Source organism: Ruminococcus champanellensis 18P13 = JCM 17042 (assembly GCF_000210095.1).
GTDB lineage: Bacteria > Bacillota > Clostridia > Oscillospirales > Ruminococcaceae > Ruminococcus_F > Ruminococcus_F champanellensis.
The window spans coordinates 2,299,310-2,314,739 of record NC_021039.1; the positions used below are offsets into that span (position 1 = coordinate 2,299,310).

Annotated in this window: 16 protein-coding genes and 1 tRNA gene; 7 read left to right on the top strand and 10 right to left on the bottom strand. The window is 51.4% G+C overall.

All coding sequences use genetic code 11. The features are described from left to right. Positions 1-82 precede the first annotated feature (82 nt). The gene (locus tag RUM_RS10540) at positions 83-1,429 is read left to right on the top strand and encodes a GH25 family lysozyme (protein ID WP_015559093.1); all 1,347 of its coding nucleotides are present in this window, start codon (positions 83-85) and stop codon (positions 1,427-1,429) included. A gap of 96 nt (positions 1,430-1,525) precedes the next feature. On the opposite strand, the gene RUM_RS10545 is transcribed toward RUM_RS10540, so the two are convergent. Both RUM_RS10545 and RUM_RS10550 read right to left on the bottom strand, forming a co-directional pair. Beyond that, complete coding sequence (locus RUM_RS10545; protein ID WP_015559094.1) at positions 1,526-1,810, bottom strand: DUF2325 domain-containing protein; 285 nt, start codon at positions 1,808-1,810, stop codon at positions 1,526-1,528. Positions 1,811-1,938: 128 nt separating this feature from the next. Continuing rightward, a complete protein-coding gene (locus tag RUM_RS10550; RefSeq protein ID WP_015559095.1) occupies positions 1,939-3,141 on the bottom strand; it encodes a Fic family protein in 1,203 nt (400 codons plus the stop codon). 178 nt (positions 3,142-3,319) lie between these two features. Here RUM_RS10550 and rpsF point away from each other — a divergent pair, with 178 nt between their 5' ends. The 6 genes from rpsF to RUM_RS10580 all read left to right on the top strand — a co-directional run bounded on the left by rpsF (position 3,320) and on the right by RUM_RS10580 (position 8,474). Beyond that, entirely contained in the window at positions 3,320-3,613 is a 294-nt protein-coding gene (gene rpsF / locus RUM_RS10555; RefSeq protein WP_015559096.1) for a 30S ribosomal protein S6, read from the top strand. Positions 3,614-3,640: 27 nt separating this feature from the next. After that, positions 3,641-4,135, top strand: a complete 495-nt coding sequence (locus RUM_RS10560; protein WP_015559097.1) for a single-stranded DNA-binding protein — start codon at positions 3,641-3,643, stop codon at positions 4,133-4,135. Positions 4,136-4,163: 28 nt separating this feature from the next. After that, a complete protein-coding gene (gene rpsR, locus RUM_RS10565; RefSeq protein ID WP_015559098.1) occupies positions 4,164-4,406 on the top strand; it encodes a 30S ribosomal protein S18 in 243 nt (80 codons plus the stop codon). Positions 4,407-4,563: 157 nt separating this feature from the next. Beyond that, entirely contained in the window at positions 4,564-6,591 is a 2,028-nt protein-coding gene (locus tag RUM_RS10570) for a class I tRNA ligase family protein (RefSeq protein WP_015559099.1), read from the top strand. Between the two features lie 43 nt (positions 6,592-6,634). Next, positions 6,635-7,876, top strand: a complete 1,242-nt coding sequence (locus RUM_RS10575) for a hypothetical protein (RefSeq protein ID WP_015559100.1) — start codon at positions 6,635-6,637, stop codon at positions 7,874-7,876. Between the two features lie 509 nt (positions 7,877-8,385). After that, positions 8,386-8,474 (top strand) — tRNA-Ser (locus RUM_RS10580). Between the two features lie 200 nt (positions 8,475-8,674). Here the strand turns inward: RUM_RS10580 and RUM_RS10585 are convergent. From RUM_RS10585 to RUM_RS10625, 8 genes are all read right to left on the bottom strand, one after another. Continuing rightward, positions 8,675-9,283, bottom strand: a complete 609-nt coding sequence (locus RUM_RS10585) for an N-terminal phage integrase SAM-like domain-containing protein (RefSeq protein WP_015559101.1) — start codon at positions 9,281-9,283, stop codon at positions 8,675-8,677. A gap of 108 nt (positions 9,284-9,391) precedes the next feature. Next, on the bottom strand, positions 9,392-9,622 hold the full coding sequence (locus RUM_RS10590; protein WP_015559102.1) for a helix-turn-helix domain-containing protein: 231 nt from the start codon (positions 9,620-9,622) through the stop codon (positions 9,392-9,394). Beyond that, on the bottom strand, positions 9,613-9,840 hold the full coding sequence (locus RUM_RS10595) for a hypothetical protein (RefSeq protein ID WP_015559103.1): 228 nt from the start codon (positions 9,838-9,840) through the stop codon (positions 9,613-9,615). The genes RUM_RS10590 and RUM_RS10595 overlap by 10 nt, the downstream gene beginning before the upstream one ends. 65 nt (positions 9,841-9,905) lie before the next feature. Further along, positions 9,906-10,391 carry a sigma factor-like helix-turn-helix DNA-binding protein gene (locus RUM_RS10600; protein WP_015559104.1) on the bottom strand — a complete coding sequence of 162 codons (486 nt, stop codon included), beginning with the start codon at positions 10,389-10,391 and terminating at the stop codon, positions 9,906-9,908. 544 nt (positions 10,392-10,935) lie between these two features. Beyond that, on the bottom strand, positions 10,936-11,178 hold the full coding sequence (locus tag RUM_RS10605) for a hypothetical protein (RefSeq protein ID WP_015559105.1): 243 nt from the start codon (positions 11,176-11,178) through the stop codon (positions 10,936-10,938). Between the two features lie 556 nt (positions 11,179-11,734). Beyond that, positions 11,735-13,078: a hemolysin family protein gene (locus RUM_RS10615; RefSeq protein WP_015559107.1), complete on the bottom strand. Its 1,344-nt coding sequence runs from the start codon at positions 13,076-13,078 to the stop codon at positions 11,735-11,737. 2 nt (positions 13,079-13,080) lie between these two features. Next, positions 13,081-13,809 carry a PHP domain-containing protein gene (locus RUM_RS10620; protein ID WP_015559108.1) on the bottom strand — a complete coding sequence of 243 codons (729 nt, stop codon included), beginning with the start codon at positions 13,807-13,809 and terminating at the stop codon, positions 13,081-13,083. A gap of 3 nt (positions 13,810-13,812) precedes the next feature. Beyond that, positions 13,813-15,414: an ABC-F family ATP-binding cassette domain-containing protein gene (locus tag RUM_RS10625; protein ID WP_015559109.1), complete on the bottom strand. Its 1,602-nt coding sequence runs from the start codon at positions 15,412-15,414 to the stop codon at positions 13,813-13,815. Positions 15,415-15,430: the final 16 nt, after the last annotated feature.

A 15,430-nucleotide genomic window follows, 5' to 3' on the forward strand; every position in this document is an offset into this window, starting at 1 on the left:
AAAAAGCCTATCTGTCGCTTTGCCTTTACTTTTTGTCGGATCCATGCTATACTGGTCGTATCCGAATGAAAAGGAGCATACTATGAAAAAACATTTCTGGCTGCTGGCTTCAGCCCTCTCCATGCTGCTGGCAGGTTGCAGTGCCCAGGAGGCAAAGCCCGTTGACGCTGTCCCTGCCACAGAAGCATCCACCACCGCAGCAACGGAACCCGGCACCACCGCTGCGAATCGCACCACCACTGTCACCACATCTGCCACAACAACAGAAACCACTGGGACGGATCCGGCGGAAACCACGGAAACAGCGGCTGCCACGGAACCCCCCAAACGGCAGATTTCTCCGGAAACTGCCGGCGCAGTAGAGGTATACGAAACCGTCCGGCTGAAGGACTATATCACGGCGCCGGATATCCGACTGAAAAACGGCAGCGACTGGCTGGACACCTCCAGAACCGGCACGTTGGAGCAGACAGTGGAGTTTACCTACAACGGGGAATCCTACAGTCAGACCATCCGGTACCAGGTCGAGGATACCACCCCTCCTCTGCTGCTTAACGGCGGATACGGTACGGTGATCCAGACCGGAAAATCCTTTGATCTGAACAAATGCGTGGGTTTTGCGGATAACTACGACAAAAAGCCCCGGCTGACCTATACGGGAACGGTGGACACCTCCCAGCCGGGCAAGTATCCCATTACTGCAACTGTTACGGATTCCGCCGGGAATCAAACCAGTTGGGATCTGACTGTGACGGTGGTGGACAAGCTGCCCACCTATACGGACGATAAGCCCCGGCTCGCCTTTTCAGACTTTGCCGATGCATACGGAGGTGCAAATAAACGGCTTGGGATCGATGTATCCAAATGGCAGGGAACGATCGATTTTGAAGCTGTCCGGGATGCCGGCTGCGAGTTTGTGATTATGCGGATGGGTCACAGCCGCAGCGGCATTGAAATGGACGAATACTATCGTGCCAACATGCAGGCAGCAAAGGCTGCGGACCTGGACGTGGGAGTATACTTTTATACCACTGCCAACAGCGAACAGGCTGTCCGCAAGGAAGCCCAGTGGATCGCCCGGAACCTGGATGGCGCAAAGCTGGATTTTCCGGTGGTATTCGACTGGGAAAGCTTCAGCAATTTTCAGAAGTACAGCATGAGCATTCACGACCTGAACCAGCTGTTTGAGGTATTTGCAGAGGAAATGCAGGAACAGGGCTACTCCGCCATGCTGTACGGCAGCAAAAACTATCTGAACAATTTCTGGTATCCGCAGAAAAAGCACCCGGTATGGCTTGCCCATTACACAGATCAGACCGACTATGCCGGAGACTATGCCATCTGGCAGATGAGCTGCCGGGGACGAATCCCTGGCATTGCAGGAGATGTAGACCTGGATATTCAATACATGGACATGCCCCTGGAATAAGCAAAACAGCCTGTAGCAGCTTCTACAGGCTGTTTCTTTATAAAAGTAGTGCCCATCTCATAAGACAACATCGTACAAGAGATGAGCGGTGTTGCCTCACACTTTGCAGTACTGTTCCAGTACGGTTTTCAGTGCGCTTGCACTGGCGCTATGTATTTTTGCCACCCGGAAATCCTGCTTACTGGCCTTGTTATCCACACTGACCACCATCTTATGGGAACAGGTGTTGGTGAAAACCACCACCAGATCCGGAGATCCGATCTTCTGCTCAAAATTCACTGTCATATGGGTGAACACCTTGGATTTACAGTTATAGGAACTGCAAATCTGCTTATACCGCGTCACCATGCATTCATTGCCGCCTACCACTACTACGCTCATTGTTTCACCTCCTGTACATGTAGTTAGCATATGCTTACTACATGTATCATACCATACAGAATGCATCTTGTCAAGAGGCTGTGCAAAAAAACAGCCGCCCTATGGGACGACTGTCACATGCAGAACGGTTACGGAATCTCCGCCAACCGCTCCAGATTTACTTCATACATGGTATGCTCCCCTTCCCGGTACAGCACCACCAGGGGAGTCTGGGTAGCAAGGGTTTGCAGCAGCACCGCCGTCAGCGGCTCATCCATGCCACAGGCAGCCGCAAGCTCCGGCAGGGTCAGCCCCCGATAGCCGAACAGGGTGTTCAGCATCAGAATGTGCAGCACACGGAAATGCCGGTCATTCGGAAAGCGCTTGAGCAGCTGATTCCGGAAAAAGGTCATCTTCTCCAGTCGCTTCAGCAGAGATGCGTTCAGGCTCTCGGAGGAGGTGCGGATGATCCGCAGGAATCCCTCTGCAAACAAGGTCAGATCCCCACAGTTGCGTGGATCATTGGTCTGCTTGAACAGCTTGTAATAGGTTGACAATTCTTTCTTAATGGTATAAGATAAATGATAGCCCAGCAGAGGGTTGAAATTCCACGCCAGATAGTAGCTGCTGATAAATCGATCCATTCTGCCGTTCCCATCATAAAAGGGATGAATATAGGCAAAGCAATAGTGAAACAGGGCAATCCGCAGCAGCACAGGCAACTGGGAATCATGCAGCATATCCAGCGCCTTGGTCATGGCGGACAGAATTGCACTTTCCGGATACAGCCCCTTGTGGATCTCCTTTTGAGATTCAGAATAAATGCACACGCTGTCCTTCCGGAACAGCAGCCCGTCCGGTGCATGATCTGCCGCATCCGCAATCACATCCGGCAGGCACAGTTCATCATACAATCGGCGCAGATCCTCACAGGTACGCAGCGGAATGGATTGTCGGTTCATCAACTGCCGGTACTTTTTTACGAATCCCACCAACCGCTGCTCGTTCTTCACCGGCAAGTGATCCTCCACCAGAAGCTGGATCTCACGACGAGTGCTGTGCACCCCTTCGATCTCGTTGGTCAGCCGGATCTCCTCGATCACCGCCCAGGTGCTGTACTGTTGCTTAGCAATCTTTGGCAAACGTCGGCTGATCCAGGTGAGCTGCTTGTCCAGTACATGAATTTGATCGATCAGACTCAGCAGCTCCGGCGTGATCACCAGAAACGCTGGCTTCTGATGCACATCAAATGCAAAATGCACCGTTGCATCCCCTGCAAACCGGCGCTGATACGCTGCCTGATATTGTTCGGGAGATTTATAAAATAGCTTGGAAAGCCCCTCGTACCCCATAGCGTTATCGGATTCCTTTCATTTCTTCTTTGTAAGTATAGCATGAGACGCAAGAAATGTAAAGCCGGGAGGAAAAATTATAAAAAAAGCTTGACAAACCGGATACGTTCTGCTATAATTTTATAGTATCCTTGCTCACACTCTGTGGTGAGCGAAATCCAAAAGGAGGTGTAACAACATGGCAAAGGTAAACGCAAAGTATGAGGCTATGGTCGTATTCAGTCTGGCAAAGGGCGAGGACGCAGTAAAGGAACTGATCGAAAAGTTCAAGGCTCAGATCGAGGAGAATGCGACACTGGAATCCGTTGACGAGTCCTGGGGCAAGCGCAAGCTGGCTTACCCGATCAACGATGAGCTGGACGGCTACTATGTGATCTACACATTCGAGTCCACTCCCGCATATCCCGCTGAATTTACAAGAAAAGTCAATATCACAGACGGCGTACTTCGTTCCCTGGTTACTGTAAAGTAATCATATGCACATTGGAGGTGCTTCAAAATGCTGAACAAGGTTATACTGATGGGCAGATTGACTGCGGATCCCGAATTGCGCCAGACCACATCCGGTATTTCTACATGCCGCTTTTCCGTTGCCGTTGACCGGCCCTACCGCAAGGATCAGGAACGACAGGCAGACTTTATCAGAGTCAATACCTGGCGGCAGACTGCTGAATTCGTTTCCCGTTATTTTTCCAAGGGGAAGATGATTATCGTGGAAGGCAGTCTGCGGAACAACGACTATACGGATGCAAATGGTGTTAAGCACTATTCCATGGAGGTTCAGGCTGACAACGTTTCCTTTGGGGAATCCAAAGGCGGCGGACAGCAGCAGGGCAATTTTGCGGAGCCGGTTTATCAGCAGCCCGCATACAGCAAGCCGCAGCAGCAGGCAACCCCTGCCCCCGCTCAGACTCAGCCTGCGCAGGAGTCCATCCAGCTTGGCGATCTGAGTGATTTTGAAGAGATCCTCAGCGACGGCGAAGTCCCCTTCTGACCATAACTCGAAAAGGAGGGTTATTATCATGGAAAGAGAAAGAAACTCCCGGGGCGGCAAGAGACCCCGTAAGAAGGTTTGCATGTTCTGCGTAGATCGTGTTGAAACCATCGATTACAAGGATATCGCACGCTTGAGAAAGTGCATGACCGACAGAGCAAAGATCCTGCCCAGACGGGTAACCGGTACCTGCGCATTCCACCAGCGTGAACTGACAGTTGCAATCAAGAGAGCAAGACACATCGCTCTGCTCCCCTACGTCAGCGAGTAAACCACAAACCGCATCTTCTTTTGAAGATGCGGTTTTCTTTTTCCGAAAGCAGCTATGCTGCAATCTGAAGCAAATTATACAGTGCATCTGCTCTTGCATTTTTCAGAAAAATCTGCTATACTAAATTGTATATGATTCTTTTGGAGGCAGATGTAACATGAGCGAGGAAAAAAACTTTCATAAAAAGCCGGAAACCCGCCCGGAGTTTCCCAAGCGGGCTGTGATCACCGGCGGCATGCCCTATGGAAATAAAACGCTGCACTTTGGACACATTGGCGGCGTATTCGTGTTTGCAGATGTATACGCCCGGTTCCTTCGGGATCGGATCGGCGAGGACAACGTGATCTTCGTATCCGGCACGGACTGCTATGGCTCCCCTATCGCAGAAAGCTACCGCCGCAAATGCGCAGAGGAAGGCTTCACCGGCAGCATCAAGGATTTTGTTGCCGCAAATCACCAGGCGCAAAAACTGACCCTGGACGACTATGACATCAGCCTGAACCTGTTCGGTGCATCCGGACTTGGCCGAACTGCCGAGATCCACAACCAGGTATCCGACCGTTTCATCCGTCGGCTGTATGAAAACGGGCACCTGACCCGCATTGCCACCTCCCAGTTCTATGACGCAAAGGCAGGCGCATTCCTCAATGGCAGACAGGTCATCGGCAAATGCCCGGTGGAGGGATGCAACTCCGAAAAGGGCTATGCAGACGAGTGTGATCTGGGACACCAGTATATGCCGGAAATGCTCATTAACCCCAAAAGCACACTGACCGGCGAAACTCCCATTATGAAAAAGGTCACCAACTGGTACTTCAATCTGACGGAGCAGAACGAGCTGCTGAACCAGTATGTTGCCGAGATCCGCACCCAGAAGAATGTGCGCCCCCTGGTTTCCAAGACCATCGGAGAATTTCTCAAGCCCCCGGTGATCTATATCAAAAACGAGTTTCTGGAGCAATATGAAGCCTGCAAGGATCAGATGCCGGAACACGAATTCATTGAGGAACCGAAAAAGCCCTCCTTTACGATCGCCTTCAAAAAGCTGACGGACTGCGATCAGGCATGTGTGGTACTGGCAGAACAAGGCATCCGGTACCGTACCGGCAAGACCCTTGTCCCCTTCCGGCTTACCGGCAACGTGGAATGGGGCGTACCTGCACCCCAACTGGAGGGTGAGGAGCCTTTGACCATCTGGGTATGGCCCGAATCTCTGTGGGCGCCCATCTCCTTCACGATGGCATACCTGGAGCAGATCGGTCACAACACAGAGGAATGGAAGGACTACTGGTGCTCCAAGGATGCGCAGGTATACCAGTTCATCGGCGCTGACAACATCTACTTCTACGGCGTGGCGGAAATGGGCATGTTCATGGCTTTGCAGGGCAAGGACAACCTGACCACTCATCCGGCAGAGGGTCAGATGCAGCTGCCCATCCTGGTGGCAAACAACCACATTCTCTTCCTGGATAAAAAAGCAAGCAGCTCCGGCTCGGTAAAGCCTCCTATGGCAGCAGACCTGCTGCACTATTACACCGCAGAACAGTTGCGGATGCACTATCTTGGGCTAGGCCTTGGACAGCGCAGTGTCAGCTTCCAGCCTAAGCCCCTGAACCCCAACGCAAAGCCGGATGAAGCAGACCCGGTACTGAAGGACGGCTTCCTGCTCTCCAACGTATTCAACCGGATCATCCGTACCTGCATCTACACCACCCAGAAATACTACGATGGAGTCATGCCGGTGGGAGAGGTTTCCGCACCGGTGCTGGAGGCTGCAAAAAAAGCCATTCTGGATTACGAACGGTTTATGTACCGGTTTGAGTTCCACCAGGCCACCTATGTGCTGGATACCTATATCCGCAAGGCAAGCAAGCTGATGGTCAAGCAGCTTGGAGATGCGGACAAAAAGGAAGACGCACAGCTGCGCCGTCAGACCCTCATTGATGTATTCCATATGATCCGTACCGCAGCCGTGCTTCTGCACCCCATGGCACCGGAGGGAACCGAGAAAATCCTGGCGTATTTACAGCTGGATAAGTCCTTCTGGAGCTGGGATCATATTTTTGAGCCTATTTCTTTCTTCTGCGGCGGACAGGATCACAAGCTGAAATTCCTGGAGCCTCGTGTGGACTTTTTTACCCGGCACCCCAGTCAATTTGCACAAAGCGAAGGCACGGAGCAGTAATCCCCCGGTATGACGATCAAAACAAGACGAAAAGAGGGTTCCCATGAGCATTATTGAAAAAAAGATCGCCGGGCTGCTGCAAAAATATGATGTACTGCTGGGTTTTCTTGCAATATCCATCATTGCCTTTCAGCTACGCTGGCACTTGTATCCCCATGAAACCGCTGACTACAGTTTTTTCATGAAAAGCTGGATCGCCCAGCTGATGGAACATCCCGGTCTGTCCGGCATCGGGCAGAACATCGGAGAATACAACGTACCCTATATGCTGTTTCTTGCCATTGTAGGCAGAACTAGCTTCAACGACCTGTACGAGATCAAGAATCTGTCCGTGCTGTTCGATTTTCTGGGCAGTGCCGCCGCTGTGCTGTTGTTGTCCAAAATCAAGGGTACAAAGCTGCTGACTCCACAAAATTTATTGGCATATTCTGTACTGCTGCTGGTTCCCAACACATTCCTGAATTCCGCATTCTGGGGTCAGTGCGATTTCATCTATGTGACCTTCCTGCTGCTGTGTACCTACTTTCTGGTGAAGGAAAACTATCCGGCAGCCATGATTTTCTACGGAATAGCGCTTGCATTCAAGCTCCAGGCAATTTTCTTCCTGCCGGTGCTGCTGATCTACTATTTTGCCTCCAGAAAGGTGAATATTCTGCACTTTCTGTGGATTCCCCTGGTGTTCTTCATCATGGATCTGCCAGCCATCATTGCCGGCAGAGGTCTCTCCGACACGTTGAACATTTACCGGGCCCAGACGGATATTTACAAGCAGCTGACTATGAACTGCCCCAATCTGTTTGTGTTCATGCCCGGTGATTATGAGCTGTTCTCCAAGCTTGGCATCTGGACGGCGTTTGCCATCTTCATGGTCTCCGCCTTTGCGATCGCCCGGCAAGGCATCCGGGACAACAAGCAACTGGTGCTGCTTGCACTGTGGAGTGCCATGGTTTGCATCTATTTCCTGCCCGCCATGCACGAACGGTATGTGTTCATCTGCTGTATTTTCAGTATTCTCTGGGCGTTCCTGTACCGGAAGGACTGGTGGATCGCTGTAGGCATCAATTTTGTCACCCTGCTGAGCAGTGCAAATTACCTGTTCAAGGTGGATATTATGGAAATGAAGTATCTGGCGCTGGCAAACCTGGTGCTGCTGGGTGCTATCACCATACGCCTGTTCTTTCAGTATCCGGCAGTAGCACCCGTACCTGCTACTACCCCTGTTACGGAATCTGCTCCGGAGGTAAAGCCGGAAGGAAATCGGAAATCTGCAAAAAAGCATGCATAATGCAAACCGCCTTCTGATGCAATCTCAGAAGGCGGTTTTTGTATTGAAACACTTGCTTTTTGCTGGACAATGTGTTATAATATGAAATAGATTTTGTTTATCCACATGTGGAGAGGTATCGAAGTGGTCATAACGGGGCTGACTCGAAATTTCGGCAGAACCTGTGAATTTCGCCCCCCCGATTCTCCTTGATACTTCTCAACACTGAAAATCTCAAAATCGAATATTTTTTGCTTTCTCTCCTGTTTTCTCCCCAACGAATTTTTGAGCAAATTTTTGGAAGGAAATACGGATAGAAATAAATACGGAGAGTTGTCCGAGTGGTCGAAGGTGCAGCACTCGAAATCCTCCGCGGCTTAGGCTTTTTCGTCCACCCGTTTCCCTTTGTTTTCAAGGGTTTTCGCGGGTTCTAAAAACTAAATATTTCGCTGTTCTAACACGCCGTTCTAACATTTTGGTTTTTCCTCTTTTTTGAGGTTCAAGGTGTTCTGACCGTGTTTGACATACACGGAGAGGTATCGAAGTGGTCATAACGGGGCTGACTCGAAATCAGTTTGCGAGCAATCGCACATGGGTTCGAATCCCATCCTCTCCGCCAAAAAAGTCCAGTAAACTCAAGGGTTTGCTGGACTTTCCTTTTTTGTCCGACTCCTTGAATTTTCCGATTTTCGCGTTGGAACGGCGTTAGAATTGGCCGTTTTTGCGTTAGAACAGCGTGTTTTTTAGTCAAAAACCGGGTTCGAATCCGGTTCTGTTATTTTGCCCTGCTCGGTTACATTTTCCCAGCGGCTCCCGAAATCATCTGACCTCGGAAGAAGCATTCCCTGCTCCATTGCCTGCGCCGAGGATATTTTGGATCTGTAGTCGAGATGGGCATAAATATTGGCGGTCGTGCTGAAATCCGAGTGGCCTATCCACCTTCATGGCAACATTCTGCGGCACCATGTCGGTTTTCATCGCATACTTCAAGGCCTGATAAATCACCGCGTGATAGTGGATAACGGAATTCGGGGTGACGGTTTTCAGCTTCTCCGTATAAAACTGTTGGATGTGCCGAGCCTCCAGTTCTTTCAAGGTTAGCTCCTTTTTGCGGAAATACGGGCCAATCGTGCTTTTGACCATTCCTTGATACGAGCCGAATGTTGCGGGCTTGATTCTCGCTCTGACAATCTCAAGCCATTGATCCAAATAGTCCGCAAAGAGCATATTGGAGTTTAATTCTCCGGCAGCCAGGGGAATCTCGAATTCGCTGCGAATACGAATAAGCTCCTGTTCTGCCCGGCGCTTATTGCCTTTTTGGGGCAATCCTGTCGATACCCACTTTTGATGACGCTTTCCTGCTGCGTCCTGATAGCTGAGAACGGCATAATAGTAGCCGTTCTTCAGCGCAAGAGTTCCTGATACCATTTTTATTACCTCCGGAATCATTGAATTGTATACAGGCATCTCCCACCGACATCTATATTTTATTCGGTCGGTGGGAGATACTCAAATATGCGATCATCAAAACAGAGTTCAAATCGCACTTTTTCCCTGATCCATGACATACTCAATGACATTGACCTTGGGTATCCGGAAAGCATTTCCGATTTTCAGGCCTCTGATATACCCGTCATTGATCAAGTCATAGGCAAGATGGCGGCTGATACCAAGCATCGATTGGAGCTGAGTGATGTTCACGATGTCCGGATATTCCGGAAACATCATCAAGTACAGTTCTCTCAGCTCAGACTTTTTCATTGCCATTCGTCTGCCACCTCATCTTTCTTTTCCGCTTTGGAGTAGATGATGAAATCGTACCCGTTGCGATAATTACAGAAATCACAGCGCTCTTTTGCTTGTCCGTGATTCTCCCGCACGATCTTATAGATTCCTGTGTCGAGGAACTGACCAAGGCAAACCGGGCAAAGGCACAAATACATCGGTCTATTCAAAACGGAGTTCTTCTCGTTCAAATGGTTCATATTCTGCTGCTCCTTTGTTTTCGAAATAATCCTTTCACTTGGTAGGCAACGAAAACGGGCAAAAATTAACCCCCATACAGAAGTTTTTTGAGTTTTGCGATTTTTTTGCAGATCGCGGCGGGGGCAATGCCGCGAATTTCTGCAACCTCCCGCTGTGAATATCCTTCAAATGCGATCAGCGTCAGCAGGTCCATATCTCTTTTGGGCAGAGAAATAATCTTCCGATATAATTCGTCATTCTCCATTTCATCAACCCACGCAAAGCGGGGGTCACTTTGGAAAGAATACTTGTCGCACACAGAAAGCGCGCTGGAGAACTTTTTTAATAGGGCAGACATAGATTCACCCCGTTCGGTTCCGTCGTCACAGGAGCTTTCTGAGAGGGGCTGTGTGCGCTGGCATTCCGTCCTGTTTTTCCTGAACACATTCAGGTCGAACGCATAGATATCCTGAATATCCTCTTCGCTCATACCGGCAGCTTTATATTCGCGGTAGAGCTTCTTCCACTCCTCGGTGAACTTTCTCTTTTCGAGTCCATAATTAAATCCCATTTGTCGTAATCTCCTTTGAATTTTTGAATTTGGGTGAAAGTCAAAAATTCGGAGATCACGGGTATTCAGCGATATAGCAGAGCCACTGGTCGCACATAAAAAGTCCTTTCCGCCTGCTGCGGTCCAAAGGACACAACTACGCTGGCGAAAAGGACTCCCGATGCTGCCTGCCTGAAAAAGGGCGCAGAAATCTAAGGGTACCCATACTGCTTTTTCAAAAGAGGTTGAAATCAGCGTATTTGTATCCTTGGCCCTTGTACTTCAGGCTGCGAATATGTATTTGTGATGTCGGTGAAAAACAAAAAAAGCCACCGACAAGGCAGACCTATAGATAGAACTATAGTGTCTTACCTTGCCGGTGGCCTCTCACGTATGTCTGGAATAACTACCGGTTCATGTTCGGGCTACTGCCCACGATCAAGTGACCTGGAAGCGGATTTAGCGCGGCCCTGTTTCAGCCCGACCGTTCCGTCGTGATGTCGTTGATTCAGTTGTTATAGGAACTCGCTTCGATGTTCTTCAGGCAGATCAATGGGGGGGATTATCATCCCGCCAGATAAGGACTCATACCATGCTCATGCAGCCATGTCTTTGCCTTGCTTACAATGGCCTCCGGCGCATCCTTGATGCTGCAGATGGCCTTGTACACGGATGCCCAGAAAACAACATCGGGTGTCTGCGCAATTTCCGTTTCTCCGTATTTGATCATGTAGGCCTCGATCTTCTTTCGGTCAAGGCTGAACAGCGCTTCGTTGCGCTCTTTTACGAAAGCTTCTAACATCGTCATATCAATGCTCCCTCAATTCCAAGTCACTATGCTCCATTCCAATCGGTGCATATATGTCAATCACATCGTGCCTTCTGCCCACTACCGTGCGGACCATTTCGGCACTGCATTTCGTGCAAATAACTCTAATCTGATTTTTCTTGTTTTTTAGCCCCGCTACCTGCGTCTTACAGTTTGGGCAATACCAAGAGTAAATCGTCCAGTCCTCCAGCATCGCCATTCTCCTTCTATCTTTTCTTGTTCAACGGAATGAGGAGATTGCAATCCGCCATCTGATATACCGGAACACGCCTGCTTTTAGCGTACTCCAATATTTGAACAGCGTTATGGCAGGGTTTTCCGCTCCTGCGGGGTACTTTTTTATTCTATCACATCTTTTCGATTTTGTCAACCCCTTTTTTGATTTTTTTCAAATTCTTTTTGAGGTGATTTTGTCTCGTCTGTGACAGCTTTAATATCATACCATGGATGCTGAAAAAAGTCAAGCATTTTTGCAGAAAAATAATGCACAAACAAACCTGTTGAAAACTCCGGTCTGTTTGTGCATTATAAAATGTTATTTTGTCGGCTCCCCTGCCAGCTTCAGCTGCTCCACCCGAATCCGGGAGATCCAGTTGTCCTCTGTCTGTAAAACCGTCAGTTTCAGCCCCTGATACTCCACCGCAGGTCGCTCCTGTTGCTCCGGAATCCGTCCCAGCAGATCCACCATCAGTGCACTCATGGTATCATACTGGTTATCCTCCGGGACAGCAACCCCCAACTTGGGCAAAATATCCTCCGGATCCGCCGCACCATCCACGGAATAGCCTCCATCCGGCAGCTGCTCCAGCTCCGATGCCTCATCGTCGTACTCATCCTGAATACTCCCCACGATTTCCTCCAGCAGATCCTCCATGGTCACAATGCCCGCAGTCCCCCCGTATTCATCCGAAATGACCGCCATCTGTTGCTTTGCCCGGGTCATCTGCTCAAACGCCTCCCGGCACTTACAGGTCTCCGGCATGTACAGAGCGTCCCGCCGGAACTGCTCCAGGGTGAAGTCCTCACAATGCTCACAGCCCACCAGGCACAGCAGATCCTTTACATATACGATTCCCACAATATTATCAATAGTCTGCTCATACACCGGGATCCGGGATACCCCCTCGTTGATGGCAAGATACACGATGTCCCCGATCTTTGCATGCAGCTCCGCCCCGATGATATCCGTCCGGTGGGTCATCACCTCGGACACCACTGTGTCCCCGAAGTCGAAGATGTTGTTGATCATCTCCCGCTCGCTTTCCTCGATGGCACCCGTCTCGTTCCCTGCTTCCACCATCATCCGGATCTCTTCCTCGGTGACGCTGTCCCGTACATCATCCGTGGGCAGGCCACACAGCTTGCATGCCACAAAGGTCAAGCCATGGGCAAGCAGCGCCACCGGTGCCAGCACCCAGGTCAACAGGCGCACCGCCCCCACACAGCCTACCGCAAAGCCGTCAATGTGCCGATGCACCAACCGCTTCGGCAGCTGCTCCGTCAGGGAGGAGATCAGCACCGTAGTCACCAGCAGCAGCCCCGCCAGCATACCGGCACGGATCCACCCCGCAGCGCCCCCGTGCAGCAGCTGCAGCTCCAGCCGGGTATCCAGCACCGCATCCAGCAGCATCACCGCCAAAATAGAGATCATCACGCAGGACAAAGCACGCTGCATGGAAAACGCCAGCATCATCTTCTGGGGTGCCTCGATCAGCTTCAACAGCCTTGCATACCTGGAGTCTGTTTCCGCCAGGGTCTTGACCTTACTGTCGTTGACCTCCGTTACCGCATACTCGCAGGCGGTGTATACTCCTTTCAGCAGAGCAAACACCAGGATCAGCAACACATAAATCCATATTCGACTGCCATCCGGCTCCATAACTACCTCCGACCGCTGTCACGGTCTCTCCTTTCTGATTTCCATTCTATTTCTGTTCCCGTACACAGCCCCACCATTTCCCGGTTCCGGATGGCTGTCATCAGCTCCCGGATGCTGTGTACCGGATGGGGCAGCAAAATGCCCCCCTTCAGTGCCTCCTGGCTGTGGGCATCCGAACCGGACACGCCGGTCAGCCCATAGGCTTCCGCATACCAGGCGGCACGGGCATTGAACGCCGGGTTCTGGTGAGAGGTATTGTACACCTCCACTGCATCCTCCAGCTCCGGCACCAGCCGCATGACATGTACATACCATGCCTCCCGGAAGGGATGAGCATGAATGGTCATGCCGCCCGCCTGCCGCACCAGCTGCAAATAGTCGTACAGGGGCAGCTTATGCACATCCGGGTGCGCCAGCAGCCAGTCCGTATCCAGTCCGTAGGTGAGAAAATCCGAGCCGCTGTAGCCGAATTCCCAGCCGAAGAATACCTCCAGCCCCAACTGCTCCCCCCGCTGCTTGGCGTGGAGATAGCCTTCCTTCAGCACCTGCACCTTCTCCTGCCAGGACAGCTCCGGCGCAGCGGTGGTATTCCCGTTGAAGAAGTGATCCGTAATCACCAGCCCCGCATAGCCCTGCTGTGCAGCCGCCTCCGCCATTTCTGCGCCGGATGCTCTGCCGCATGCACTGCCCTCCCGGGTGTGCACATGCAGATCATATTTATATGATTCCATTGGTCACGCCTCTTTGTTCTTCCGGAATTCCAGATACTCCTCATAAGTGCCCTGCCGGTCGATGCATCCCTCCGGCGTCAGCTCAATAACCCGGTTCGCCACCGTTTGCAGCATTTCATGGTCGTGGGAGGAGAACAGCACAACCCCCTTGAAGCTTTCCAGTCCGTTGTTCACTGCCGTAATGCTTTCCAGATCCAGATGGTTGGTGGGCTGATCCAGCACCAGTACGTTGGAGCCGTACAGCATCATCCGGGAGAACATGCACCGCACCTTCTCGCCGCCGGACAGCACCTCCACCGGCTTGAAAATATCGTCCCCGGAAAACAGCATCCGCCCCAGGAATCCCCGCAGATAGGTCTCCGTCTCATCGTTGGCAGAAAACTGCCGCATCCAGTCCAGGATGGACAGCTTACAGCCGTTGAACAAGGGAGAATTGTCCACCGGGAAGTAGGATACAGAGGTGGATACTCCCCACTTGAAGCTGCCGCTGTCCGGCTGTTCCTCCTCCATCAGGATCTTGAACAGCATGGTAATGGCATGCTCATCCTCCGACACAAAGGCAACCTTATCCGTGCGCCCCAGGGTAAAGCTGACATGATGCAGCAGAGGCACCCCGTCCACAGTCTTGCACAGATCGCTGACCTGCAGGATCTCCTTGCCCAGTTCCCGATCCGGGGTAAAACCGATGAAGGGATACTTCCGGCTGGAGGCAGGCAGCTCCTCCACCGTCAGCTTCTCCAGCAGCTTCCGCCGGGAGGTGGCCTGGTTGGACTTGGACTTGTTGGCGGAGAACCGCTCGATAAAGGACTTCAGCTCTGCGATCTTTTCCTCCGCCTTCTTGTTCTGCTGCTTGATCATCCGCTGCATCATCTGGCTGGATTCGTACCAGAACTCATAGTTGCCCACATACATCTTGATCTTGGTGTAGTCGATATCCACAATGTGGGTACATACATTGTTCAGGAAGTGCCGGTCATGGGATACCACCAGCACCGTTCCGAAGTATTCCGCCAGGAATTCCTCCAGCCACCGGATCGCCTCAATGTCCAGGTGGTTTGTAGGCTCGTCCAGCAGGATAATGTCCGGATTGCCGAACAGTGCCTGTGCCAGCAGTACCTTCACCTTCTCGTTACCGGTAAGGGCGGACATCTGCTGATACAGCAGGGATTCCTCCAGTCCCAGACCCTGGATCAGCTTGGATGCGTTGGATTCTGCCTCCCAGCCGTCCAGCTCCGCAAATTCCCCCTCCAGCTCCGCTGCCAGTTCCCCGTCCGCCTCGGAAAAATCCTCCTTTGCGTACAGTGCATCCTTCTGCTGCATGATCTCATACAGCCGGGCGTTGCCCATGATCACCGTATCCAGCACCGTATAAGCGTCATAGGCAAAGTGATCCTGCTTGAGCACGGAAATCCGCTCCGTCTTGGGAATGATGACCTCTCCGGTGGTAGGCTCCAGATCCCCGCACAGGATCCGCAGGAAGGTGGACTTGCCTGCACCGTTGGCGCCGATGATGCCGTAGCAGTTGCCGTTGGTGAATTTCAGATCCACATTCTTGAATAGGGTATTGCCCCCGAACTGAAGGCTCACGTTGGAAACAGTAATCATGATACGTCCTTTCTGA